This is a genomic window from Kitasatospora purpeofusca (assembly GCF_034043715.1).
In the GTDB taxonomy this organism is placed as follows: Bacteria; Actinomycetota; Actinomycetes; order Streptomycetales; family Streptomycetaceae; genus Kitasatospora; species Kitasatospora purpeofusca_A.
In genome coordinates this window covers 14,223-36,426 of the sequence record NZ_JAXCLC010000032.1, presented here as the reverse complement: position 1 = coordinate 36,426, position 22,204 = coordinate 14,223, and the positions used below count along the sequence as shown (strand labels likewise).

Annotated in this window: 20 protein-coding genes; 7 read left to right on the top strand and 13 right to left on the bottom strand. The window is 75.5% G+C overall.

The genetic code is table 11. The features are described from left to right. Nucleotides 1-75: 75 nt before the first annotated feature. Entirely contained in the window at nucleotides 76-1,290 is a 1,215-nt protein-coding gene (locus tag SM793_RS18195; protein ID WP_320439252.1) for a globin domain-containing protein, read from the top strand. Between the two features lie 59 nt (nucleotides 1,291-1,349). Here the strand turns inward: SM793_RS18195 and SM793_RS18190 are convergent, their stop codons facing one another. Then, nucleotides 1,350-2,201, bottom strand: coding sequence for a hypothetical protein (locus SM793_RS18190; RefSeq protein WP_320439251.1), 852 nt, complete (start codon nucleotides 2,199-2,201; stop codon nucleotides 1,350-1,352). A gap of 629 nt (nucleotides 2,202-2,830) precedes the next feature. Beyond that, nucleotides 2,831-3,655 carry a dimethylargininase gene (gene ddaH, locus SM793_RS18185; RefSeq protein WP_320439250.1) on the bottom strand — a complete coding sequence of 275 codons (825 nt, stop codon included), beginning with the start codon at nucleotides 3,653-3,655 and terminating at the stop codon, nucleotides 2,831-2,833. Nucleotides 3,656-4,110: 455 nt separating this feature from the next. On the opposite strand from ddaH, the gene SM793_RS18180 reads away from it, so the two are divergent. Then, entirely contained in the window at nucleotides 4,111-4,893 is a 783-nt protein-coding gene (locus SM793_RS18180; protein WP_320439249.1) for an SGNH/GDSL hydrolase family protein, read from the top strand. Between the two features lie 7 nt (nucleotides 4,894-4,900). On the opposite strand, the gene SM793_RS18175 is transcribed toward SM793_RS18180, so the two are convergent. Beyond that, entirely contained in the window at nucleotides 4,901-5,332 is a 432-nt protein-coding gene (locus SM793_RS18175; protein ID WP_320439248.1) for a DUF2809 domain-containing protein, read from the bottom strand. Nucleotides 5,333-5,583: 251 nt separating this feature from the next. Between SM793_RS18175 and SM793_RS18170 the strand changes: the two genes are divergently transcribed. Then, entirely contained in the window at nucleotides 5,584-7,038 is a 1,455-nt protein-coding gene (locus SM793_RS18170) for a DUF2252 domain-containing protein (protein ID WP_320439247.1), read from the top strand. Nucleotides 7,039-7,104: 66 nt separating this feature from the next. Here the strand turns inward: SM793_RS18170 and SM793_RS18165 are convergent, their stop codons facing one another. The 4 genes from SM793_RS18165 to SM793_RS18150 all read right to left on the bottom strand — a co-directional run bounded on the left by SM793_RS18165 (nucleotide 7,105) and on the right by SM793_RS18150 (nucleotide 11,491). Next, entirely contained in the window at nucleotides 7,105-7,791 is a 687-nt protein-coding gene (locus SM793_RS18165) for an alpha/beta fold hydrolase (RefSeq protein WP_320439246.1), read from the bottom strand. A 67-nt stretch (nucleotides 7,792-7,858) separates the two neighbouring features. After that, a complete protein-coding gene (locus tag SM793_RS18160) occupies nucleotides 7,859-9,364 on the bottom strand; it encodes an MFS transporter (protein ID WP_320439245.1) in 1,506 nt (501 codons plus the stop codon). Then, nucleotides 9,361-9,924, bottom strand: coding sequence for an XRE family transcriptional regulator (locus SM793_RS18155; RefSeq protein WP_320439244.1), 564 nt, complete (start codon nucleotides 9,922-9,924; stop codon nucleotides 9,361-9,363). The genes SM793_RS18160 and SM793_RS18155 overlap by 4 nt, the downstream gene beginning before the upstream one ends. A gap of 70 nt (nucleotides 9,925-9,994) precedes the next feature. Then, nucleotides 9,995-11,491 carry a hypothetical protein gene (locus SM793_RS18150; RefSeq protein ID WP_320439243.1) on the bottom strand — a complete coding sequence of 499 codons (1,497 nt, stop codon included), beginning with the start codon at nucleotides 11,489-11,491 and terminating at the stop codon, nucleotides 9,995-9,997. A 255-nt stretch (nucleotides 11,492-11,746) separates the two neighbouring features. Between SM793_RS18150 and SM793_RS18145 the strand changes: the two genes are divergently transcribed. Next, complete coding sequence (locus SM793_RS18145; protein WP_320439242.1) at nucleotides 11,747-13,099, top strand: DUF5685 family protein; 1,353 nt, start codon at nucleotides 11,747-11,749, stop codon at nucleotides 13,097-13,099. A gap of 147 nt (nucleotides 13,100-13,246) precedes the next feature. Continuing rightward, nucleotides 13,247-14,473 (top strand): alpha/beta hydrolase family protein, encoded by a 1,227-nt coding sequence (locus tag SM793_RS18140; protein WP_320439241.1) that lies wholly within the window; start codon nucleotides 13,247-13,249, stop codon nucleotides 14,471-14,473. Nucleotides 14,474-14,594: 121 nt separating this feature from the next. On the opposite strand, the gene SM793_RS18135 is transcribed toward SM793_RS18140, so the two are convergent. The 4 genes from SM793_RS18135 to SM793_RS18120 all read right to left on the bottom strand — a co-directional run bounded on the left by SM793_RS18135 (nucleotide 14,595) and on the right by SM793_RS18120 (nucleotide 17,125). Continuing rightward, nucleotides 14,595-14,786: a hypothetical protein gene (locus SM793_RS18135; RefSeq protein ID WP_320439240.1), complete on the bottom strand. Its 192-nt coding sequence runs from the start codon at nucleotides 14,784-14,786 to the stop codon at nucleotides 14,595-14,597. Nucleotides 14,787-14,892: 106 nt separating this feature from the next. Continuing rightward, the gene (locus tag SM793_RS18130) at nucleotides 14,893-15,294 is read right to left on the bottom strand and encodes a pyridoxamine 5'-phosphate oxidase family protein (RefSeq protein WP_320439239.1); all 402 of its coding nucleotides are present in this window, start codon (nucleotides 15,292-15,294) and stop codon (nucleotides 14,893-14,895) included. A gap of 110 nt (nucleotides 15,295-15,404) precedes the next feature. Then, a complete protein-coding gene (locus SM793_RS18125; RefSeq protein WP_320439238.1) occupies nucleotides 15,405-16,043 on the bottom strand; it encodes an MBL fold metallo-hydrolase in 639 nt (212 codons plus the stop codon). After that, nucleotides 16,040-17,125: an S-(hydroxymethyl)mycothiol dehydrogenase gene (locus SM793_RS18120; RefSeq protein ID WP_320439237.1), complete on the bottom strand. Its 1,086-nt coding sequence runs from the start codon at nucleotides 17,123-17,125 to the stop codon at nucleotides 16,040-16,042. Before SM793_RS18120 ends, SM793_RS18125 begins: the two co-directional genes overlap by 4 nt. A gap of 457 nt (nucleotides 17,126-17,582) precedes the next feature. On the opposite strand from SM793_RS18120, the gene SM793_RS18115 reads away from it, so the two are divergent. Further along, nucleotides 17,583-18,845 carry a cytochrome P450 gene (locus SM793_RS18115; RefSeq protein WP_320439236.1) on the top strand — a complete coding sequence of 421 codons (1,263 nt, stop codon included), beginning with the start codon at nucleotides 17,583-17,585 and terminating at the stop codon, nucleotides 18,843-18,845. Then, on the top strand, nucleotides 18,842-19,144 hold the full coding sequence (locus SM793_RS18110) for a ferredoxin (RefSeq protein WP_320439235.1): 303 nt from the start codon (nucleotides 18,842-18,844) through the stop codon (nucleotides 19,142-19,144). The genes SM793_RS18115 and SM793_RS18110 overlap by 4 nt, the downstream gene beginning before the upstream one ends. 83 nt (nucleotides 19,145-19,227) lie before the next feature. Here SM793_RS18110 and SM793_RS18105 read toward each other — a convergent pair whose 3' ends face one another. Beyond that, complete coding sequence (locus SM793_RS18105; RefSeq protein ID WP_320439234.1) at nucleotides 19,228-20,460, bottom strand: aminoglycoside phosphotransferase family protein; 1,233 nt, start codon at nucleotides 20,458-20,460, stop codon at nucleotides 19,228-19,230. 130 nt (nucleotides 20,461-20,590) lie between these two features. Beyond that, entirely contained in the window at nucleotides 20,591-22,111 is a 1,521-nt protein-coding gene (locus SM793_RS18100) for an ALF repeat-containing protein (RefSeq protein WP_320439233.1), read from the bottom strand. Between the last annotated feature and the right edge of the window lie 93 nt (nucleotides 22,112-22,204).

Below are 22,204 nucleotides of genomic sequence, written 5' to 3'. Positions count from 1 at the left end.
ACCCCACCGCCCACCGGTCCGCGCAGCCGCACGGCCGTGAATACGACTCTCAGATACCAATTTGGAGCGCCTCCGATGCTGTCCGCCAAGTCCGCCGAGGTCGTCGAAGCCACCCTGCCCGTCGTGGGTGGCGCGATCGGCGACATCACGCCGCTGTTCTACGACCGGATGTTCGCCGCCCACCCGGAGCTGCTGCGCGACCTGTTCAACCGCGGCAACCAGTCCAACGGCAGCCAGCGACAGGCGCTCGCGGGCTCGATAGCCGCCTTCGCGACCGCCCTGATCGCCGCCCCGGACACCCGCCCGGACGCCCTGCTCGCCCGCATCGCGCACAAGCACGTGTCGGTCGGCATCAGCGACGACCAGTACCGGATCGTCCACGAGCACCTGTTCGCCGCCATCGTGGAGGTGCTCGGCGAGGCCGTCACCCCCGAGGTCGCGGCCGCCTGGGACGAGGTCTACTGGCTGATGGCGAACGCCCTGATCGCCATCGAGGGCCGGCTGCGCGCCGAGGCCGCCGCCGCCCAGCACCTCGACCCCGCCGACCTCTGGCGCCCGTACACCGTGGTCGCCCGCTACCCGGAGACCGACGACGTCACCACCTACCTGGTCCGCCCGGCCGACGGCCGCCCGATGCCGGCCGCCAGGCCCGGCCAGTACCTCTCGGTGCGCGCCGAACTCCCGGACGGCGCCCGGCAGATCCGGCAGTACAGCCTCTCCGGGGTGGCGGACGGCGCCTTCCGGTTCACCGTCAAGCGGGCCACCGCCGAGGCCGCCGGCGGCCCGGTCGGCGAGGTCTCCAACCACCTGCACGAGCACCTGCGCGCCGGGGACGTCCTCGAAGTCTCCCCGCCGTTCGGCGATGTCGCGCTCGCCGAGGGCGAGGGTCCGGTGCTGCTCGCCTCGGCCGGCATCGGCAACACGCCGATCACCGCCATGCTGGCCCATCTCGCCGCCACCGGCTCCACCCGCCGGGTCGTCACCGTGCACGGCGACCGCGACCAGCTGTCGCACGCCTTCCGGGCCGACCTCGCCCAGCTGACCGCCAAGCTGCCCGACGCCGACGCCCACGTCTTCTACGAGCGTCCGCTCGGCGACTGGCCGGCCGACCGGACCGGCCTGGTCGACCTGTCCACGGTCGACGTCCCCGCGGGCGCCACCGCCTACCTCTGCGGCCCGCTGCCCTTCCTGCGCTCGGTCCGGGCCCAGCTCCTCGCGGCGGGCGTCCCGGCCGCCGACATCCACTACGAGGTGTTCGGCCCCGACCTCTGGCTCGGCCAGGACGCCTGACGCCGGCCCCTGACCGCGCCCCCGCCCCGTACGCCGGGCTGTCCGACCGTCACCGCTGCTCAGTGCGGCCCGACGAACGGTGGCCCGGCGTTGAGGGTCACCATCGGCACCTTGCCGGTCTGGGTGCAGAAGAACGGCGTCCCCGTCGTCCCGGAGCACGTGTTCCACAGGTAGATCCACACTTCACAGGTGTCCCCCGGGTTGATGTCGAAGACGACCGGGAACAGGCGGCTCCCGGGGAAAGGTCCGCCGGAGAGCCCGACGAGATCGGTGATCCCCAACCGCACCGTCTCCCCCGAGACGGGCGACATCCCGACGCGGTTCCAGAGCGTGATCTCGGTCTTCACGTCCTGCACCGTATTGCGGAAGACGATCGCCCCGGCTCCGCCGCGGGTCTGCAGGTTGGGGTGGGTCTGGAGGTCGAAGAAGGAGTGCTCGTACGTCCCCTGCGGAGTGACGACGACCGAGGCACGCGCCGTGGCCTGGACGAAGAAGCTGAAGCCGGCGCCGGAGAACGTGTCGCCCCCGATCAGCGTCATGTGTCCGTCGAGGCGTGACAGCGGAAGCCCGAGGCCGGTCTGCCAGCTGTTGTCGTAGGGAGCGGCAACCACCTGGCTGCCGGGCTGGAGGTTGACCGTGAGCTCGGCGAGTTCCGGTCGGACGCGGTCGGCGTAGCTCTCCAGCAGATCGCGCTTGAAGTCCTCCACCAGCTCGCCGCCGCCCTGCGGCGGCGTAATCGCGGCCGCGAGGTCGTCGGGATACCGGCGGCGGCCGCGCAGCTCGGCCAGCTGGGCCGCACCGAATTCCGTGAGGAGACGCTCGAATTCCTCGGCCGAGGAGTACTGAGGTAAGTCGTCGGGGACGACCCGGCCGACCGGCCGGGAGAGCTCCCGGTCCAATGCCCTGGTCATGGTGCCACCTCTGATCTGAAAAATGCGCGCCCGCGGTCCGGGGAGTGACGGCGATGTTCCGTTCCGCCGTTGTTCGGACCACCTGGCGGCGTGCAATCCCTGTTCCCAGCCTGCGCGCATCCCAAGGCGATTGCCAGTAGCATCCGGCACGAATCGGCCCGGCTTCGGCGCCGGGAGCACGGGGTGGCGCCGTCCGGCCCCTGCGTGGCGGCGGTGCGCACCGCCCACCTGCGGACCGCCGCCCGGGCCGGCGGCGGACTGGCGGCCTCCGTCGGCGAGTTGACGCTCCGGGTGTACGAGCCGAGCGAGTCCCTGGTCGACGTCCTGGGCGTCGAGGAGTGCAGCGGCTTCGGCGGCACCTCCACGGTGAAGGACCAGGCGGTCCCGGCCGCGACGGCCGCCGCCACCTGTGCGCTCGACCGCCCCGGTCCGCTGCGGGCCGGGGCGGTCGAGTCGGCGCCCGCACCCGGCGGCTCGACCCGCGCCGGCTCCCCGGCCCGTCGGCCACCAGCGACATCGAACTCACCCGGGGTGGAGGGCGTGCACGGCCCCCGCATCCTGGAGGTCGTGCCGGTGCGGGACCGACCTCCGGCGGGGGCGCGGGGGCGTGGGGGCGCCGAAGCGGGACCTCAGGGCCGGAGTTCGAGCGTGCAGCACTTGGGGCCGCCGCCGCCCTTGAACAGCTCGGAGAGGTCGACCGGTATCGGCTCGAAGCCCTCGTCGGCGAGGCGGGCGGCCAGCGCCTTCGCGGCCTCCGGCAGCAGCACCCGGCGGCCGTCGGAGACGGCGTTCAGGCCGAACACCTCGGCGTCCTCGCGATCGGCGAGGACGGCGTCCGGGTAGAGGCTGCGCAGCAGCGCCTGGCTGTCCGGGGTGAACGCCTCCGGGTAGTACATGACCAGGTCCTCGTCGAGGACGGCGAGCGCGGTGTCCAGGTGGTAGAAGCGCGGGTCCACCAGAGCCAGGGTCAGCACCTGGAGGCCGAAGAGCTCACGGGCCTCGGCGTGCGCGGCCGGGTCGGTGCGGAAGCCGCTCCCGGCCAGCACCCGGCGGCCGGCCACCAGGTGGTCGCCCTCGCCCTCGTTGACGTGCGCGGCCCGCCGCACCTCGCGGTAGCCGCCGGCCCGGAACCAGGCCTGGTGGGCGTCGGACTCGCCGGCCCGCTCGGGGTGGCGGAAGTTCGCGACCAGCACCCGGCCGTCGATCACGGTGGCGCCGTTGGCCGTGTAGACCATGTCCGGCAGGCCCGGCACCGGATCGATCAGCTCCACGGTGTGGCCGAGCTGCCCGTACAGCGCGTACAGCCGCTCCCACTGCCGGACGGCGAGCGCGGTGTCGGTCGGCCGCCCCGGGTCCATCCAGGGGTTGATCGCGTACTCGACCGTGAAGTGCGTCGGCCGACACATGAGGTAGCGCCTCGGCCTCGCGGTGCGCTCCGGGATTAGGTACGGCATACGGCGACCTCCGCGGTCGGGAAGCGGTCGGGAACGGGACGGGGCAGGGGCGGGGCAGGGGCGGAGCGGAAGAGGCGGACGGAGCCGGACCGGGGGCACACCGACGCGGGCTCCCGGTACGGGGCACGGGCGCCGCCCACCGCCTACGTCCGTACGGTCCAGAAAGCGGCTGCCCCGGCCGCGCCGTCCCCACACCCGGGTGGGCGCGCCGGATGGCGCAGTACCCCGCGCATCCGGCGCGCCCGCCCGCGCGCCCCTGGCGCACAAGGGCGCTCGCGAGCCGTTCCGGAACGTCCGAACCCGTCGTTCCCGCTCCGGCGGGACTCCCCCCGGCTCCTCCCGGCCCTTCCGACCCTTCCCTCCCGGGCTGTCCGACCGGACGTGGCCGATCTCACGTCCCGCTACCGGCCACCTACGGTGGCGTAGGTCACTTGAGACAGTGAACTATCTCCTTCATGTCGTACCTCCAGGAGACTCTTGACCTCAATTCGTACGTCGCCCTCGGGGACAGCTTCACCGAGGGCCTGAACGACCCCGGCGCCGGCGGTGCTTTCGCCGGCTGGGCCGACCGGCTGGCGGGGCTGCTCGCCGGCGACCGGCCGCCGGGCGGGTTCCAGTACGCGAACCTCGCGGTGCGCGGCCGGCTGCTGGACCAGATCATGGCCGAGCAGGTGCCGGAGGTCCGCCGGATCCAGCCCGACCTGGTCAGCTTCTGCGCGGGCGGCAACGACATCCTGCGCCCGGGCAGCGATCCGGACGAGGTGGCCGAGCGCTTCGAGGCCGCCGTCGCCCAACTCGTCGACGCGGCCGGAACGGTGCTGATCTGCACCGGCTTCGACACGCGCGGCGTGCCGCTGTTCAAGCACCTGCGCGGGAAGATCGCCACCTACAACGGCCACATGCGCGCCGTCGCCGACCGGCACGGCTGCAAGGTGGCCGACCTCTGGTCGCTGCGGGCCGTCCAGGACCGCCGTGCCTGGAGCGAGGACCGCCTGCACCTCTCCCCCGAGGGCCACCAGCGGGTCGCCCTGCTCGCCGCCCGCTCGCTGGGGCTGCGCACCGAGCAGGACCCGGAGGCGCCCTGGCCGTCCACCCCGGCGCTCTCCCCCGCCGAGCAGCGCCGGGAGAACCTCCAGTGGGCCCGCGAGTTCCTGCTGCCGTGGGTCGGCCGCCGGCTGCGCGGGGAGTCCTCCGGTGACAATGTCGAGCCCAAGCGCCCCGAGCTGATGCCGCTCTGACGGACCGTCACCTGACGGATCGTCGGACGGCGGCCGGTCGTCCGGTCGCCCTCGTGCCCGCGCGGACCCCCGCGTGCGCGAGGGCGGCCAGACCGGCCCCGACCAGGTACCAGAGCAGATCCGGCGGGTTGAAGGTGGAGCCGAGCACCAGCCGGGCGAGCGCGCTGCGCCGGGCCAGACCGTCCGGGACACCGGTGAGCTGGAACAGCTCGACCGCCCAGCTCAGGCCCGCCGCCCAGGCGGCCGCGACCGGCGGCCTCAGCCGCGGCGCGACCAGCACCGCGAGCGCGTACAGCAGCACCGTGTAGAGGGCGTCGCCCGCGTACTTGGCCGCCTCGCCGCCCGCCACCGTCCGCATCGCGAGCCCCGCACCGACCGTCAGCACCGCCGCCACCGCGGCCGCGCCCCGGACCGCCCACCGCCCCCGAAGATCGTCCATCCCCGCACCCTACGGCCGGCCGGCGCCCTCGCCGACCGTCCACGACCCGCCCCCCGACCCGCCGACCCGCTACGACCGGCCCACTTGCCACGACACGACCCGCCGACCCCGGTGGGAACCGCGGTCGCCCCCGGCGCGTCCCTCCCTGCCGGAAGACCGGACGGACGGACGGTACCCTGCTGGCCGGCCCGGTTCCGGGCCGGCGCCCGCGCAGGCCGCGGACGGGAACGACAGAGACAGGGCGGGGCGCAGTGACGCAGCTGACCGAGACGGTGAACGGGTCCGGGATACCGGTGGACGTGGCGGGGGCCGGGCAGGGGCCCGGACGGCGGTTCACCGTCGAGGGCTTCGCGCCGCGCCAGGACGGCGAGGCGCGCGAGCGCGGCAAGGCCCTGCGCACCCGCACCCCGCGCGAGCGGCACGCCGAGTTCCCGGCCGTCACCGACCGCCCGACCGCCGTCCAGGCGATCGAGGCCTCCAACGACGGCCGGCTGGCCGAGCTGGTGCCGATCCGGCTGGGCCGGATGGCCGCCACGCCGTTCGCCTTCCTGCGCGGTTCGGCCGGGCTGATGGCCACCGACCTCGCCGCCACACCGGCCAGCGGCACCGTCGCCCAGCTGTGCGGCGACGCCCATGCCGCCAACTTCGGCCTGTACGGCGACGCGCGCGGCCGGCTCGTGATGGACATCAACGACTTCGACGAGACCGTCCCCGGCCCGTGGGAGTGGGACCTCAAGCGCCTCGCCACGAGCCTGGTCCTGGCCGGCCGGGAGATCGGCGCCGACGGGACGACCGCCCGGCAGGCCGCCTTCGACGCGGCCGGCGCCTACCGCCGGACCATGCGCACCCTGGCCAAGCTGCCCGCGCTGGACGCCTGGAACGCCGTCGCGGACGAGCAGTTGGTCTCCTTCGCCCAGGCGCACGACCTGACCGAGCTGCTGGAGAAGGTCGGCGCGAAGGCGCTCGGCAACACCAGCGCCCGGTTCGCCGCCAAGTCCGCCGTCCGCTCGGAGGACGGCGCCTGGCGCTTCACCGCGGCACCGCCGGTACTCCGCGAGGTGACGGACGCCACGGCCACCGCGGTCGCCACCGCGCTCGGCGACTACGTGCGGACCGTGCCCACCGAGCTGCACCCGCTGCTGTCCCGCTACCGGGTGCAGGACGTGGCGTTCCGCGTCGTGGGTACCGGCAGCGTCGGCACCCGCTCCTACGTCGTCCTGCTCACCGACCACCGTGAGCAGCCGCTGGTGCTCCAGGTGAAGGAGGCGCGCCCGTCCGTGCTGCTGCCGCACCTGGCCCGGGCCGGGCACCCGGTCGCCGCGGCGGACGGCCACGAGGGCCGCCGGGTGGTGCTCGGGCAGAAGCGGATGCAGGTGGTCAGCGACACCCTGCTCGGCTGGACCACGGTCGACGGGCTCCCCTACCAGGTGCGCCAGTTCCGCAACCGCAAGGGCAGCGTGGACCCGGCCGCCCTGCTGCCCGCGCAGCTGGACGACTACGCCCGGATCACCGGCGCGCTGCTCGCCCGCGCCCACGCCCACACCGCCGACCCGGGGGTGATCAGCGGCTACTGCGGCAAGAACGAGGCCCTGGACGAGGCGGTGGCCACCTTCGCGGTCGCCTACGCCGACCGCACCGAGGCCGACCACGCCGATCTGCTCACCGCCATCCGCGCCGGCCGCCTCCCGGCCGAGCACGGCGTCTGAGGCCCCTCCCGGATCCCGACCCCGGCCGTCGGCCGGGGTCGGCGGCCTGGGCGGTCGGCCGGGGCGTCAGGGTGCGAGGAACGGGGCCACGGCCGCGACGAACTCCGCGGGGCGGGTGCGGTGGACGAGGTGGCCGGCGTCCACGGTGACCAGCCGGCAGTCCCCGATCAGTCCGGCCAGTTCGGCCGGTCCGTCCTGCGGGACGTGGCTGGTCGGGCCGCCCGCGACCAGGAGGGTGGGCGCGGTGATCGTGCTCATCCGCTCCAGCCACCGCGGGTCCGGCCGGTCGATCTGGCCCTTGACCGCCCGGACCACCCCCCAGTCGAAGTCGACGGGCTCCTCGGGGGCGTCCGCCACCTGGCTGGCCGGGCGGGGACGCGGGGCGGGGACGTCCTCCAGGACCAGCCGGCCGACCCGCTCCGGCCGCTCCTGGGCGACCAGGTAGGCGACCACGCCGCCCATCGAGTGGCCGACCAGGTCCACCCGGTCCAGGCCGTGGGCGTCCAGCAGGGCGAGCACGTCGTCCCGCATCGCCTCCAGGCTGTACCGGCCGGGACGGCCGCTGTCACCGTGGCCGCGCAGGTCGAGGGCGTGGACGCGGTGGTGCGGGGCGAGGCCGGGGAGCACCACGTCCCAGTCGGTGGCCCGCTCGCCGAGGGCGTGCAGCAGGACCAGCGGCGGGCCGCCGGCCGGGCCGCTCTCCCGGCAGGCGAGGGAGAGGCCCGGTAGTTCGACCGTCAGATGTTCCGTCATGCCTCCCACGCTAGGACGTGCGCCCCGGATCGCGCCCGGCGTTCGCGCAGCGCTCAACGCTCAACGCTCAACGGGCCGGCGTCGTCTCGCGGACGGGGCCGCCGCCCGGCGCGCCCTCCCCGGCCACCGCCGTCTCCCGCGCCGCTTCGCGCGCCGACACCCGCCCCGCCAGCACCGAGGCGACCACCGCCAGCGCCGCCAGCGCCGCGCAGACACCGCTCGCCCACGCGTACGCCGCCCGGTGCCCGCCGCCCCCGCCGGTCGCCCGCAGATAGACGCCGGACAGCGCCGAGACGCTGACCGCCGCCGCGATCCGCTGTGCCATCTGCAGGATTGCCCCGCTCACCCCGGCCGCCTCGGCCGGCGCGTGCCGCAGCACGAACGCCTGGTTGGAGGCCGCCATCAGCCCGACCGAGGCGCCGCCCAGCAACTGGAGCAGCGCGAGCAGCCAGGGCAGCGGACCGGTCGGCGCCCAGCGCGCGACCAGGCCGCCCGCGAGCATCACCAGCGCCGAACCCGCCATGCCCGCGGTGACGGTCCGCCGGCCGAAACGCTGGACGACCCGCCAGGCGAAGGCCGAGGCGAAGCCCATCGCGACCGCCGACGGCAGCGCGACCAGGGCCGCGCCCATCGGCGAGAGGCCCAGCCCGTCCTGGAGGAACATCGTCAGCACCAGCCCGGCGGCCAGCGAGGAGCCGAACTGCGCCATCGCCACCGCCGTCCCCAGCGCGTAAGGCGCGGAGCGGGTCAGCGCCGGGTGGATCAGCGGGTGGCCGCCGGACCGGGCGTAGCGGTGCTGCCACCGGGTCAGCGCGCCGAGCAGCGCGGCCGCCGCGGCGGCGAACCCGAGCCAGCCGGCCCAGCCGGGAGGCTGGACGAACGGCAGCATCAGCGCCAGGGTCAGCGCGGCGACGAGCAGCAGTCCGACCAGGTCGAGGTCGGCGTGCCGGGCGCTGGGGCGCGGGCGCGGCAGGTGGCGGACCGCCAGCAGCAGGGTGGCCAGCCCGAACGGCACGTTGAGCAGGAAGGTCAGCCGCCAGCCCTGCTCCGGTCCGACGGCGGCGAGCACCGCGCCGCCGATCGGCGGGCCGAGGGCGAAGGCGAGGCCGCCGGTCACGGCGTACATCCCGAGCGCGCGGGCCCGCAGCTGGCCCTGGAAGACGTCCTGGAGGGTGCCGATCATCTGGGAGTTCACCAGTCCGGCGCCGGCGCCCTGGAGCAGCCGGGCGGCGACCAGCACCCCGGGCTCGGTGGCGGTCGCGGAGAGCAGGCTGACGAGGGTGAACAGGGCGAGGCCGCCGACGAAGAACCACTTGCGGCCGCGCACGTCGCCGAGCCGCCCGCCGGGTATCAGGGCCAGTCCGAAGGCCAGCGAGTAGCCGGCGACGATCCACTGCAGGTGCGCGGGCTGGGCGTGCAGCGACTCGCGCAGCGCGGGGATCGCGGTGTTGAGCACCGACTGGTCGATGAGGGTGGTGAAGCCGCCCGCCACGCAGACCAGCAGCACCCGCCGCCCGGCCGCGTCGAACCGCTCCTTGACCGGCGGTGCCGGTATCGCGCCGGTCGCGCTCACGGTTCGACCACCACCAGCGCGTACCGGGCGCCGGCCGGGCCGGGGCAGTGGAAGCGGCTGGTCTCGGCGGTGAACCGCAGGCAGTCACCGGCCTCCAGCAGGTGTTCCGTGCCGTCGACGGTCATCGACAGCAGGCCGTCCAGTACCCAGAGGTGGTGCTCCCGGCCGGTGTCGCAGGGCTTGTCGTAGGCGATGTCGGCGCCGGCCGGCAGCCGCCCCTCGATCACCTCGGCGCGCAGCGAACCGTGCGGCGGCGAGACGGAGCGCCGGACGTACCCGGTCGCCTCGTCCCGCCAGACCCGCTGGTCCCCGGCCCGCACCAGCCGGGCGGGCGCCGCCTCGACCTCGGCGAGCAGCCGCGACATGCTCCGCCCGTACACGGCGCAGAGCCGCCCGAGCAGCGCCGCCGTGGGGCTCACCTCGGCCCGTTCCACGCGTGACAGGGTCGAGCGGCTGACCTCCGCCCGCCCGGCCAACTCCTCCAGCGTCCAACCGCGTTCGACCCGCAATTCGGCGAGCCGTTCCGCCAGCCGCTCGTCGGCGGCCGTGTCGATTCCCATATCCGTGATGCTATCCCGAATATGGGACGCCCTTGGGTGGGGCCGACCGGCCGCCCTTCCGCGGCGGCCGTCAGGCCAGGGCCTCCAGGCGGGCGCGCGGCTTGTCGAGGTCCGGCCGCCGGTCCGGGTAGGCGTTGGTGATGTGCAGGGCCGCCTCCTTCAGGGTGGCGGCCAGCTCCCTGCGGACGTCCGGCGGCACCGGTGTGCGGCCGTGGACGGTGCGCAGCAGCTCGACGTCCTCCGCGAAGTACTCGGCGAGGCCGGCCAGGACCTTCCGGTCCACCTCGTCCGGCAGTTTGGCCACCGCGGGGATGTCCTTCGCCAGGCGCTCCCAGCGGGACCGCAGGTCGGCGAGGACGGCGGCATCGAGTTCGACGGCCAGGGCGGCCCACCGGTCGGCGCTCGGCTGGACGGCCGGTACCGCCGCGAAGATGCTTCGCAGCGTGGCGACGCCCTGCCGCTCCACGTCCCGGTCCTGGTCGACCAGGGCGCGGACGAGTTCCCGCGCCCGCTGGGCGAAGGGCTTCGCCGCCGGCAGGGCGCCCGTGCCCTCGATCAGGGCGTCCAGCAGGAGTTCGGCGAGTGCCAGCGGCGCGCGGTCGACCGTGCCGCGCGGGACCCGCAGGGCGCCGGAGGCCGGGTCGAAGGTGATCCGGTCGCCGCGCTCGACCAGGACCGGGTCGATCCGGTCCACCGCGTACTTGAGCTCTCTCAGGTAGGGGAGGAGCTGGGCCACCACGGCCTGGTCCCTGGGGAGCAGGCCGGCGACGCCGCCGCGGACGGTCCGCTCGGTGATGTACCCCCAGGAGGCCAGCTGGTTCTCCAGGGCGAGCAGGCGGGCGTGGCGCTTCCAGACGGACCACTCCGGCGTCTTCCACTTGGCCTCGGTGAAGGTCTTCCGGGCGAAGCCCTCACAGTCGTCGGCGCGGACCCAGGCCCGGTTGACCATGACGTCCAGCCAGGCCAGCGCGCCGCCGAGGGTGGTGGTGCCCGACCGCCGGGCCAGCTGCCCGCGCCGGGCCGCGAGCCGCCCGAACACCTGGTACTGGCCCCAGGCGTTCTCGCTCCGCTCGACGAGCAGTGCGGCGGCCTCCGCGTAGGTGTCGGCGTTGCTCCGGGCCACCTCGGCGGACAGGTACGTCCAGGCCCAGCCGGTGCGGTACGCGTAGTCCTTGACCGGGTGGCCCCCGACGCCCTCCGCGAGGCTGTGGGACAGCTCGTGCACCAGGGTGAGGGCGCGGTCGGTGAGGCCCCGGGTGCCCGGGCCGACCAGGCCCGGACGGAGCTGGACCTCCAGGACCTCGGGGAGTTCCTCGTCGGTGATCACCGTGTTCGCCCCCATCGTGGCGGGCAGGTCCTCCCGGACCACGAACCGCACCTCGCGCGTCCGGCGGCCCAGCCGGGCGAAACGCTGCTGGAAGGCCGGGTAGTCGGGGGCGGCTCCCGGGCCGTTCAGGACCGCGGTCGCGGTCAGCTCCGCCACGGTGCCGAGGGCGACGATCGCGTCGATCCGGGCGGTGATCGTGGCCAGCACCTTCTGCTCGGCCGGGGACAGGTCTCGGGTCAAGGGTGGTACCTCCGCGGCTCGGTTCGCCAACCGGCTTTCCTGGCGGGCCGGTTCACTCGGCGACGTGCGGACGGAATGATGACGGGCGGGAATGGACAACGAATAAACACCGGACACCCGGTTTTCGTCCGCACCCCGACGGACCGGGCCGGGCGGGGTCCGGGGCCGGTCCTCGGTTCCGGAAGAACGGGCCGCCGATCATATGATATCCGCGATCGAGGGCCTGGTGGCCCATGCACAACACGGGGGAACCACATGTTCGGCATCATCAGACCGTGCCGCCACCGGCTGTCGGAGCGGCTCCAGGCGAGCTGGATGGCCCATCTCTGCGGCCTCTGCCTGGCCCTGCGCGACGACCACGGGCAACTGGCGCGCACGGCCACCAACTACGACGGGCTGATCATCTCCGTCCTGGTCGAGGCCCAGGCCGCCGCCGGGCACACCGCCGCCGGGGCCGGGCGGCGGACCGCCGGACCGTGCCCGCTGCGCGGCATGCGGACGGCCTCGGTCGCGCGGGGCGAGGGTGCCCGGCTGGCGGCCGCCGTCTCGCTGGCGCTCGCCTCGGTGAAGATACGTGACCACGTCGAGGACCAGGACGGCGTGTTCGCCCGGCGTCCGGTGGCGGCCGGCGCGCGGGCGGTCACCCGGCGCTGGGACCGCAAGAGCTCGGGCAGCGCCTCGGTGGTCGGCTTCGACACCTCGGTCCTGCTGGACGCGGCCGCCCGCCAGGGCGAGTTGGAGCGCGAGCTGCCGGCCGGCGGCTCGGTACTGCTGGTCACCGAGCCCACCGAGACCGCCACCGCCGCCGCGTTCGCACACACCGCCGTGCTGGCCGGACGGCCGGGGAACGAGGCGCCGCTGGCCGAGGCCGGGCGGCTGTTCGGACGGCTGGCGCACCTGCTGGACGCCGCCGAGGACCAGGAGGCCGACGCCGCGAGCGGCGCCTGGAACCCGCTCGACGCCACCGGCACCGAGCGTGCCGAGGCCGAACGGCTGTGCCGGGACGCCGTGCACGGCATCCGGCTGGCGCTGCGGGACGTCGAGCTCACGGACCGGGCGCTGGTGCACATCCTGCTCGCCCATGAGACCGAGCGGGCCGTCGAGCGGGTCTTCGGGCGGCCCGGCCACGCCGCCTGCCGGGTCGGGCACGAGCCCGGCGCGACGCCTGCCGACCAGCAGCAGCACGGGCAGCCGCACCAGGACCAGGGCCACCCGGACGGGGGCGCGACCGGCTCCAACCCCTACCAGGCCCCGCCGCGGCACGATCCCGGCCAGGTCCCGCCACCGGGCCCGGGCGCACCCGTCCCGCCCTGGGTGCCGCAGGGCCCCGGCTTCACCCCGCCCGGCGCACCGCCGCCCAACCGCCGTAATCTGCTGGCCGGTTGCGCCGCCTGGGCACTGATGGGCTGCACCTGCCAGCTGCTCTGCTGCGAGCACGACCACCCGTTCTCCGGCGAGCGCCGCGAGGGCTTCTGCGCCCGCAACGACTGCTGCGACTGCGGCGACTGCTGCGACGGCTGCCAGTGCTGCGGCGAGAACGCCCAGTGCTGCAACGACTGCGGCTGCTGCGACGGTTGTGACGGCTGCGACTGCGGCTGCGACTGCTGAGTCCGCACCGCCCGGGGCACGCCCGCGGGCGGAGCCGGACCCGGTCCGACGGCGTGCACCGGACCCGGCCGGCTCCGCCTCGCGGCGTATCCGCCGTCCCCCCGTGGAGTGACGCGCCGGAGCGTGGCATTCACCTAACGTAGCGTCATGTCGAAGACCGCCCGGTGGCGTTCCGCCGCCCTGCCGATCGCCTCCACCGCCCTGGTGCTCGCCCTCGCCCTCGCCGGCCCGGCCGCCGCCTCCGCCCCGGCTGCCGCCGCCACCACGACCGCTCCTGAGGCCGCCACCGCTCAGGACGGCGCGCCGAACGCCGCCACGGCTCAGGACACCGCCGGCCCCCGGGTGCCGGCCACCAGCACCCGTCGGCCGGTCGGAACGACCTCGGCCCGCCTGGTCGACCGGGACCGGCCCGACCCCTGGCGCCCGGACACGCCGTCCCGCGAGCTGATGGTCACCTTCTGGTATCCGACCGAATCCGCCCGGGGCGCCCACGCGCCCTACCTGTCACCGGAGTTGTCCACCGCCCTGTACGGCACCGACGCACCGGCCGGGGTACGGACCGGCGCCGTGGCCGGGGGCCGCCCCGTCCCGGGGCGCCATCCGCTGGTCCTGCTCTCCCCCGGCTTCGGCCTGAGCCGCACCACGCTCACCGCGCTCGGCGAGGAACTCGCCGCCCGGGGCTACGCGGTGGCGGCCGTCGACCACACCTACGAGACCCTGGTGGAGTTCCCGGGCGGGCGGATCGAGCCCTGCCTGGTCTGCGGGCGGGAGGGGACCGACCCGGACTTCGGCGCGACGGCCTCCCGCGCCCGCGCGGCCGACCTGCGCTTCGTGATCGACCGGCTCACCGCCCCCGGGGCCCGGGGCCCGGTCCGCGGGCTCACCGTCGACCCGGGCCGGATCGGCGTGGCGGGCCATTCGCTCGGCGGCGCCGCCGCCCTGGAGGCGATGGGCGAGGACCGCCGGATCCGCGCCGCCGCGAACCTGGACGGCACCGTCTGGATCCCGCCGACCGGCCTCCGCTCCCGCCCCGTGCTGCTGTTCAGCGCCCAGCTCGGCGGCTCCCCGGGCGCCACCGGGAACTGGGAGGACAGCTGGAAGCGGCTCACCGGCCCCCGGTACTGGGTGGACCTGCCGACCGCCGGGCATCTCTCGTTCTCCGACGAGCACTGGGTGGTGGACGCCCTCGGCAGCCGCGACCAGCTACCGGCCGACTCGGGGCCCGACGTCTTCGGCACCGTCCGGGGCGACCGCGCCCTCGCCGCCACCCGCGCCTACCTCGGCGCGTTCCTCGACCGGCACCTGCTGGGCCGTCCGGCCCCGCTGCTCGACCGGCCCTCGCGCGCCTTCCCCGAGGTCCGCTTCGCCAAGTAGCGCTCCGGGCACGGCGCTCCGGGCGGGCTCACCCGTCCGGGCGCCGCGCTGCCACAGCGGCAGCACCTCGACCCGAGCGGCCGGGCGGCGGTCCACCGGGCGGTGGTCGGCCGGACGGCGCTCACCCATCGCGGCCCACCGCCGGTCTCGGGGCCGGTACCGCCGCCGATGCCGCCGTGCCGCGGCGGTCGGCCGCCAGCGAGTCCTCCAGCCGGGCCAGCAGCACCCGGAAGCGGTCCGTGTCCTCGGCCGTCATCCGGCCGCCCTCGGCCGGGGTCCGCATGCCCCGGCCGCCCCTCGTTCCCTCGATCATGCCCCGACGCTAGGCGATGACGATCAACGCCGGATAAACGGAGCGGGCCCGGCCGAACGGAATCCCGCCCGCCGGAGGCTTGGGCCCCAGCGGTCGAGAGGGGTGCTCAGGCCCGCCCGAGCACCCGGTCCACGGCGATCTCGACGACCACCCGGTCCGGGTTCACCCGGGGCTCGCGGTAGCGCTCGGCGTACCGGCGCTCCGCATCGGCCACCGCCGCCGGCTCCTGCCGGACCACGGCCACGCCCTCCAGCGTCGACCAGCGCGCCCGGTCCACCTGGCAGACCGCGACCCGCTGGCCCTCCGCCCCGGCCTCCAGGACGTTCCGCACCTTCCGGCTGGTCCGACTGCTGATCACCCGCGCGATCCCGGTCCCCGGGTCGAAGGTCACCCCCACCGGCACCACGTGCGGCGACCCGTCCGGGCGCAGGGTGGTCAGGGTGGCGATGTGCCGCTCCCGCCAGAAGGCGAGGAAGGCGTCGTCGAGCGCGCGGGGATCATGGGCCATGCCCGCGATGGTACGTCGCCGGGCCCGGCGGACGGCCGCCGGGCCCGGGTGGGGGCAGGGGTACGGGCCCCGACGCGCGTGCGTGCCAGTGCCCCCGACGCGCCCGCGTGTCAGTGCCCGCGGGCGATCCACTCCGGCAGGGCCGGGCTCTCGGCGCCGATGGTGGTCGGGTCGCCGTGGCCGGTGCGGACCACCGTCTCCGGGGGCAGCGTCAGCAGGCGCTCCCGGATCGAGTCGATGATGGTCGGGAAGTGGGAGAACGACCGGCCGGTGGCGCCGGGGCCGCCGTGGAACAGGGTGTCACCGGTGAAGACGGTGCCCAGCTCCGGGGCGTACAGGCAGACCGCGCCCGGCGCGTGGCCCGGGGTGTGCAGGACGGTCAGCGCCGTACCGGCGACCTCGATCCGCTGCCCGTCGGCGAGTTCGCCGTCCGGCAGCCGGTCGGGGTGGGTGAGCTTCCACAGCGGCAGGTCGTCCGGGTGCAGCAGGATCGGCGCGCCGGTGCGCTCGGCGAGCGCGGGGGCGGCGTCGATGTGGTCGTTGTGGGCGTGGGTGGAGACGACGGCGAGCAGCCTGCGCCCGCCGAGGGCCGCCTCGATCGCCGCGGCGTCGTGGGCCGCGTCGATCACCACGGCCTCCGCGTCGTCGCCGACGATCCAGACGTTGTTCTCCACCTCCCAGCTGCCGCCGTCGAGTTCGAAGGTGCCGGCGGTGACGAGCCGGTCGATCCGGACGGTACCGGTGCTCACAGGACCACCACCGAACGGAGCACGTCGCCGTGGTGCATGCGCTCGAACGCCTGCTCCACCGCGTCGAGTTCGATGGTCTCGCTGACGAACGCGCCGAGGTCCAGACGGCCCTGGAGGTAGAGGTCGATCAGCATCGGGAAGTCCCGCGAGGGCAGGCAGTCGCCGTACCAGGAGGACTTCAGCGCGCCGCCGCGCCCGAACACGTCGAGCAGCGGGAGTTCCAGCCGCATCTCCGGCGTCGGGACGCCGACCAGGACGACGGTGCCGGCCAGGTCGCGGGCGTAGAAGGCCTGCTTGTAGGTCTCCGGGCGGCCGACCGCCTCGACCACGACGTCCGCACCGTTCCCGCCGGTCAGCTCGCGGATCGCCTCGACGGCGTCGGTGCTGGTCGAGTTGACGGTGTGGGTGGCACCGAGCTTCCGGGCGGTGGCGAGCTTGCGGTCGTCGATGTCCACCGCGATGATCTTCGCCGCGCCGGCCAGCCGGGAGCCCAGTACGGCCGCCCCGCCGACCCCGCCGCAGCCGATCACGGCGACCGAGTCGCCCCGGCCGACGTTGCCGGTGTTGATCGCGGCGCCGATACCCGCCATCACGCCGCAGCCGAGCAGACCGGCGACGGCCGGGTCGGCGGCCGGGTCCACCTTGGTGCACTGGCCGGCGGCGACCAGGGTCTTCTCGGCGAACGCGCCGATGCCCAGGGCCGGGGACAGCTCGGTGCCGTCCAGCAGCGTCATCTTCTGCTTGGCGTTGTGGGTGTCGAAGCAGTACTGCGGGCGTCCGCGCCGGCACGACCGGCACTGGCCGCAGACGGCGCGCCAGTTGAGGACCACGAAGTCGCCGGGAGCGACCTCGGTGACGCCCTCGCCGACCGTCTCCACGAGGCCCGCGGCCTCGTGGCCCAGCAGGAACGGGAACTCGTCGTTGATCCCGCCCTCGCGGTAGTGCAGATCGGTGTGGCACACACCGCAGGCCTGGATCCGCACCACCACCTCGCCCGGCCCGGGGTCGGGCACGACGATCGTCGTCACCTCCACGGGCGCGCCCTTGGCGCGTGCGACGACTGCCTTGACCTGCTGGGCCATCCGGTTCTCCTCCGTCGGCCGGTACCCCTGCGCACCGGCGTGACCTGCGTCGACGCGAGTCGGACGACTCGCCCACGCAGCCTAGCGCCCGTCACGGCGGGCGGCCGGGGAACGCCCCTGGTGATCCGTCCCACCGGTCGGCCCGGCCCGCCCGCAGTACGCGGTCGCGCCCCACCGGGGCCCCTCCAGGGCGCGAGGTGGGCCCCTCCGGGGCGCGAGGTGGGGCGCACGGCCACCGCTGAGCGCCTGTCAGTACCGCCGCACCCTCACCGCCCCGCCCCGGCCCCGGCGTTGGCTGGAATCGTCGCTGACTGTGGCCCGTCGCCCACGTACGGTCGTAGCGAACCCGGCCCACTCGGCACGCCGTCGACCACGCCGCCCGTCCCCGCGCACCGCCCGGATCCACCCCCCGTCGGCCGCCCGCCGCGCGGCCACCGCCCTGGAGTCTGGAGTACGGATGTCCGCCGAGAACAGTGCCACCCGTGCCCGTACCGGCACCGCCCCCGACCCCGGTCCCCCCGCCCGGGCCGCCCAGGCCGCCCAGGCCGTCCTGCCGCCGCTGCACTGCCTACGGCTGCTCGAGCCCGGCCCGCCCCGGCTGGCCGCCCTGCCCACCGGCACGCCCGTCTGGCTGGTCAGCCGGCACGCCGACGTCCGGCAGGTGCTGACCGACCCGCGCCTGGGGCGCGCGCCGCTCCACGCCCCCGGCGCCCCGCCCGTCTCGCTCACCCCGAACCTGCTCGACGACCCGTCCTCGATGCTCAACATCGACGGCGTCGAGCACCAGCGGCTGCGCCGCACCGTGCAGCGCGCCTTCACCCCGCGCGCGATCGCCCGGTGGCGCCCCTGGGTCGCCTCGGTCGTCGAGGGACTGATCGACGAGCTGATCGACCGGGGCTCGCCCACCGACATCGTCGCCGGCTACACCCGTCAGTTGCCGATCGCCGTGATCAGCCGGCTGATGGGCCTGGACGGCCTCGACAGCAAGCGCCTGGAGCACTGGAGCGACCACGCCCTGTCCGCCACCGCGTACTCGGCGGAGGCCATCCGCGCCGCGATGACCGAGTTCGCCGGCTTCGGCGCCGAGGTGATCGCCGAACGCCGTGCCGCGCCCGGCGACGACCTCGTCAGCAGCCTGCTGGCGGCCGCCGCCGACACCCCGGGGATCACCGAGCAGCAGATCGTCACGCTCGTCATCGGCCTGGTGGTGGCCGGGCACGAGACCACCATGACCTCGCTCGGCAACGCCCTGGTCTACCTGCTCAGCGACGGACACGACGCCTGGCAGCAGCTGGCCTCGGACGAGCAGAGCGCCGCCGCCGCCACCGAACAGCTGCTGCGCGCCGTCCCGCTGGGGGACTCCGACGTCCTGCCCGGACTGCTGCGGCGGGCCGTCGAGGACCTCGACATCGGCGGAGTGCGGATCCCGGCCGGGAGCGTGGTCGCCGCCGACACCGACGCCGCCAACACCGACCCCGCGGTGTTCACCGGCGACCTGCTGACCGAACTGTTCTCCCCGCTCGCCGCGCCGATGTACACCTTCGGCGCCGGGCCGCACCACTGCCTGGGGGCCTGGCTGGCCCGGATGGAACTGGAGCTCGCCCTGCACCGGCTGGCCCGCCGGCTGCCCTCGCTGCGGCTCACCGGGACGGTGGAGGCCATCGACTGGCGGCGCGGCCTGCTCACCCGCAGCCCGCAGCACCTGCCGGTCGCCTGGTGACGGGCCGCGAGGCGACGGGCCGGGAGACGAGCGGCCGGGAGACGACCGATGCGGCGCCGGCGGTCATCGTCCAGGTGGACCGGGACCGCTGCATCGGCTCCGGCATGTGCGCGGCCACCGCGCCCGGCTCGCTGGCGCTCGGCGCCGACGGGCTCGCCCGCCCGGTGCGGGAACAGCCGACCGGCGCCGCCGGCGAACCGCTGACCTCGGAACTGGCCGACGCGGTCGACTACTGCCCGGTCGAGGCGCTCTCCCTGTACGGGGTACGGGACGGGCGCCGGATCGACCCGACGGGCTGACCCGCTCTCGGCGCCGCGCCCGTCCGGCGCGGCGCCGACGGCGGCCCGACGGCGGCCCGGTGGCCACCGGAGGCCCACACGGGTCAGCCCGCCGCCGCCAGCGCGCTCCGGACCTCGCCCGCCGGATCGCCCTCGTGGTACGGGCGCTCACTGTCCTCGATGTGGTCCAGGAACTCCTGGTACCGCAGCGCGCACCCGAAGTGCACCAGCGGCCCGGCCAGCTCCAGCGCCCGTTCCGGCAGGCACCCCGGCACCCGCTCGCGCCAGGCCCGTGCCCACTCCTCGGCCACCTGCGCCCAGCGCTCCCCGTCCAGGAACCCGCGCGGCCGCAGCCCGTCCGTCACCGGGTGGCCGAAACAGGTGTCGGCGAAGTCGATGACCACCAGTCCGGAACCGTCGGAGCGCCAGTTGCCGGGGTGGAAGTCGCCGTGCACCACGGTCTCCGGCAGCCCGCAGGCGGCGAGTTCCGCGGCCAGCTCCGGCAGTCGCGCGGCCAGCGCCCGGGCGGCGGCCAGCTCCTCGCCCGTCAGCTCGGCCGTCGCGGCCAGCCGGTCCAGCAGCCCCGGGGCGGCGGCGGCCACCGCACCCGGGCTGCGGTCGGGCAGTCCGGCCGAGGCGGCCCGCCCGTCGGCGGCCAGCGCGGCCTGAGCGGCGACCAGCCCCGGCACGGCCAGTGCCACCTCCTCGGCCGAGGGGCCCCAGCAGTCCCTCCCCGGGACGTCGTCGAGCAGCACCCGCCCGTGCGCCGGGTCGGCGGCGAGCACCGTCGGCACCAGTGCCGGGGCGACGGCGCCGAACAGCGCGATCGCCTCCGCCTCGGCGGCGTTGAAGGCCGGATTGATCACCTTCAGCCAGGCCGGTCCGGCGGCGGTGGGCAGCCGGAACACCCCGGACAGGTTCCACGTCCGCACCTGCTCGGCCCGCCCGGTGACCGGTCGTCCGGCGGCGGCCAACGCCCCGTCCGCCCAGTCGAGGGCCGCCCGGACCCCGGCGGGCGTGGCCCACCCGGCCCGCCGCTCGGCCGGGCCGAGCAGCGCTTCCACCTCCGGACCCGCCGGCCTCGGCGCCCGGTCCACCGGCCGCTCCAGCGCCTCGGCGTGGTACACCGTGTGCCCGCCCCGGCCGCCCTCACCGCCCGTCACCCCGGCCAGCCGGACCACCGCCACCGGCACCCCGGCCTCCGCCGAGGCGCGCTCGGTCAGCGCCCCGACCGACGACCACCAAGGTTCCGCCAGCTCGAACGGGCCGAGCTGCCCCAGGTGGTCGCCGTCATGGGTGAGGTGGACGGCAGCCGTCCGACCGGTTCCTTGGTCCATCCGCGTAGCGTCCACCATCCGCCCGCGTCCGCGCGACCCATTTTCCGACCGGTCGGGGCCACCGACGCGCGACCCCCGGCCACCTGTGCGGCGGCCGGGGGTCGGGTACTGCTGCTGAGGCTCGGGACCGTCAGCCCTCGGCGGAGCGACGGCGGCGGGACACCACGACCAGCGCCGCACCGGCGGCGAGCGCCGCGGCGGCGCCGCCGGCCTCCAGGCCGAGGCCCTCGGTGCCGGTGGCCGCGAGCTGGCCGGAGCCGACGGCCGCGGTGGCGGTGGTACCGGTGGTGCCAGTGGTGCCGGTGCTCGTCCGGGTGACGGCGGCGGTGCCGGTGCCGGTGCCCGAGGTGGTACGGGCGGCGGCCTGGACGGCCTGGCCGCCGGTGGCGGCGCTCTGGGCCGCCGGTGCGGCCGGGGCGGTGGTCGGCTGCTCGGTCGGCCGGACCGTCGGCTCGGCGGAGCCCGGCTCGGCCGCGGCCTCGTCCTCGGCCCGCGCCTTGGCCCAGCCCTCGAGGAGGAACGTCGCCACGGCCTGCTCGTTGCCGTCCAGCGCGGCGAGCGCGGCCTTCTTGACGGCCGGTCCGCCGGTCTCGGCGATCTGCGCGACCTGCGCCCGGTTGTCCTTGGCGCGGGCCGTGTACTGGCCCTCCTGGAGGAACTTGACCACGTCCGTGTACGAGCCGTCCATCGCGGTGTTCGCGGCGGCCCGCACCTCGGGACCGCCCTTGGCCATGATCTGGCTGAGCGCAACCCGGGCGTCGTTCTCACGCTGGACGGGGAGTTCGGCCTCCACGAAGTGCCGCAGCGCGGCGGGCGTGCCGGTGTCCAGCGCCTTCTGGGCCGTCTCCCGCACCCCCGGTCCGGTCGCCGGGTCGGCGAGCAGCCGCTCGACCTCCGCCCGGTCGTCCTGCGCGCGGGCCGTGTACTGGCCCTCCTCCAGGAACTTCACGACGTCCGCGTAGGTACCGTCCATCGCCTTGCTCGCGGCCTCCTGCACCGCGGGACCGCCCTTGGCCATGATCTGCACGAGCTTGACCCGGTCGTCGCTCTCGCGCCGGTTGGGAAGCTCGGCCTCCAGGAAGTGCCGGAGGGCGGCGGGCGTACCGGCGTCCAGCGCCTTCTGCGCCCCCTCCCGCACGCTGCGTCCGGTGGCCGGATCGGCCAGCAGCCGCTCAATCTCGGCCCGGTCGTCCTGCCCGCGGGCCGTGTACTGGCCCTCCTCCAGGAACTTGACGAGGTCCGCGTACGAGCCCAGCAGCGCGGCCTTGGCGGCCTTCTTGACGGCCGGGCCGCCGACGCCGAGGATCTGGACGGCCTCCACCCGCTGGTCGATGTGGCGGGCGTTCTGGAGGCCGGTGGTCAGGAACTCCCGCAGCGCGGCGGCGGTCCCGGCGGCCAGCGCCTTCTCGGCGGCCTCGCGCACGGACACGCCGCTGGCCTTGTCGGCGAGGATCCGCCGGACCTCGGCCCGGTCCAGGTCCTCCTGGCCCGCGTCGGCCGGCGCCGCGTCGGGGGTGCCGGCGGAACCGGTGTCGGGCCCGGAGGCCCCGGCGGGCCGGGGTGCGTCGGCTGCGGAGGCCGAGTAGGGGAAGAGGACGGCGGGGGCCAGGACGGCGGCCGCGACCACGGCGGACACCTTGGGAAGCTTCATCCGGCAGACCTTGCTTCGTGCGAAGACATCGTGAACGCACGAAGCATAGGGCCTTCAAACCGATCTTCACACCACCATATTTGCGGCTCCCGA

Coding starts and splice junctions, on each gene's coding strand:
- SM793_RS18195 (WP_320439252.1), top strand. CDS start 76: ATGCTGTCCGCCAAGTCCGCCGAGGTCGTCGAAGCCACCCTGCCCGTC.
- SM793_RS18190 (WP_320439251.1), bottom strand. CDS start 2,201: ATGACCAGGGCATTGGACCGGGAGCTCTCCCGGCCGGTCGGCCGGGTC.
- ddaH (WP_320439250.1), bottom strand. CDS start 3,655: ATGCCGTACCTAATCCCGGAGCGCACCGCGAGGCCGAGGCGCTACCTC.
- SM793_RS18180 (WP_320439249.1), top strand. CDS start 4,111: ATGTCGTACCTCCAGGAGACTCTTGACCTCAATTCGTACGTCGCCCTC.
- SM793_RS18175 (WP_320439248.1), bottom strand. CDS start 5,332: ATGGACGATCTTCGGGGGCGGTGGGCGGTCCGGGGCGCGGCCGCGGTG.
- SM793_RS18165 (WP_320439246.1), bottom strand. CDS start 7,791: ATGACGGAACATCTGACGGTCGAACTACCGGGCCTCTCCCTCGCCTGC.
- SM793_RS18155 (WP_320439244.1), bottom strand. CDS start 9,924: ATGGGAATCGACACGGCCGCCGACGAGCGGCTGGCGGAACGGCTCGCC.
- SM793_RS18145 (WP_320439242.1), top strand. CDS start 11,747: ATGTTCGGCATCATCAGACCGTGCCGCCACCGGCTGTCGGAGCGGCTC.
- SM793_RS18140 (WP_320439241.1), top strand. CDS start 13,247: ATGTCGAAGACCGCCCGGTGGCGTTCCGCCGCCCTGCCGATCGCCTCC.
- SM793_RS18135 (WP_320439240.1), bottom strand. CDS start 14,786: ATGATCGAGGGAACGAGGGGCGGCCGGGGCATGCGGACCCCGGCCGAG.
- SM793_RS18130 (WP_320439239.1), bottom strand. CDS start 15,294: ATGGCCCATGATCCCCGCGCGCTCGACGACGCCTTCCTCGCCTTCTGG.
- SM793_RS18120 (WP_320439237.1), bottom strand. CDS start 17,125: ATGGCCCAGCAGGTCAAGGCAGTCGTCGCACGCGCCAAGGGCGCGCCC.
- SM793_RS18115 (WP_320439236.1), top strand. CDS start 17,583: ATGTCCGCCGAGAACAGTGCCACCCGTGCCCGTACCGGCACCGCCCCC.
- SM793_RS18105 (WP_320439234.1), bottom strand. CDS start 20,460: ATGGACCAAGGAACCGGTCGGACGGCTGCCGTCCACCTCACCCATGAC.
- SM793_RS18100 (WP_320439233.1), bottom strand. CDS start 22,111: ATGAAGCTTCCCAAGGTGTCCGCCGTGGTCGCGGCCGCCGTCCTGGCC.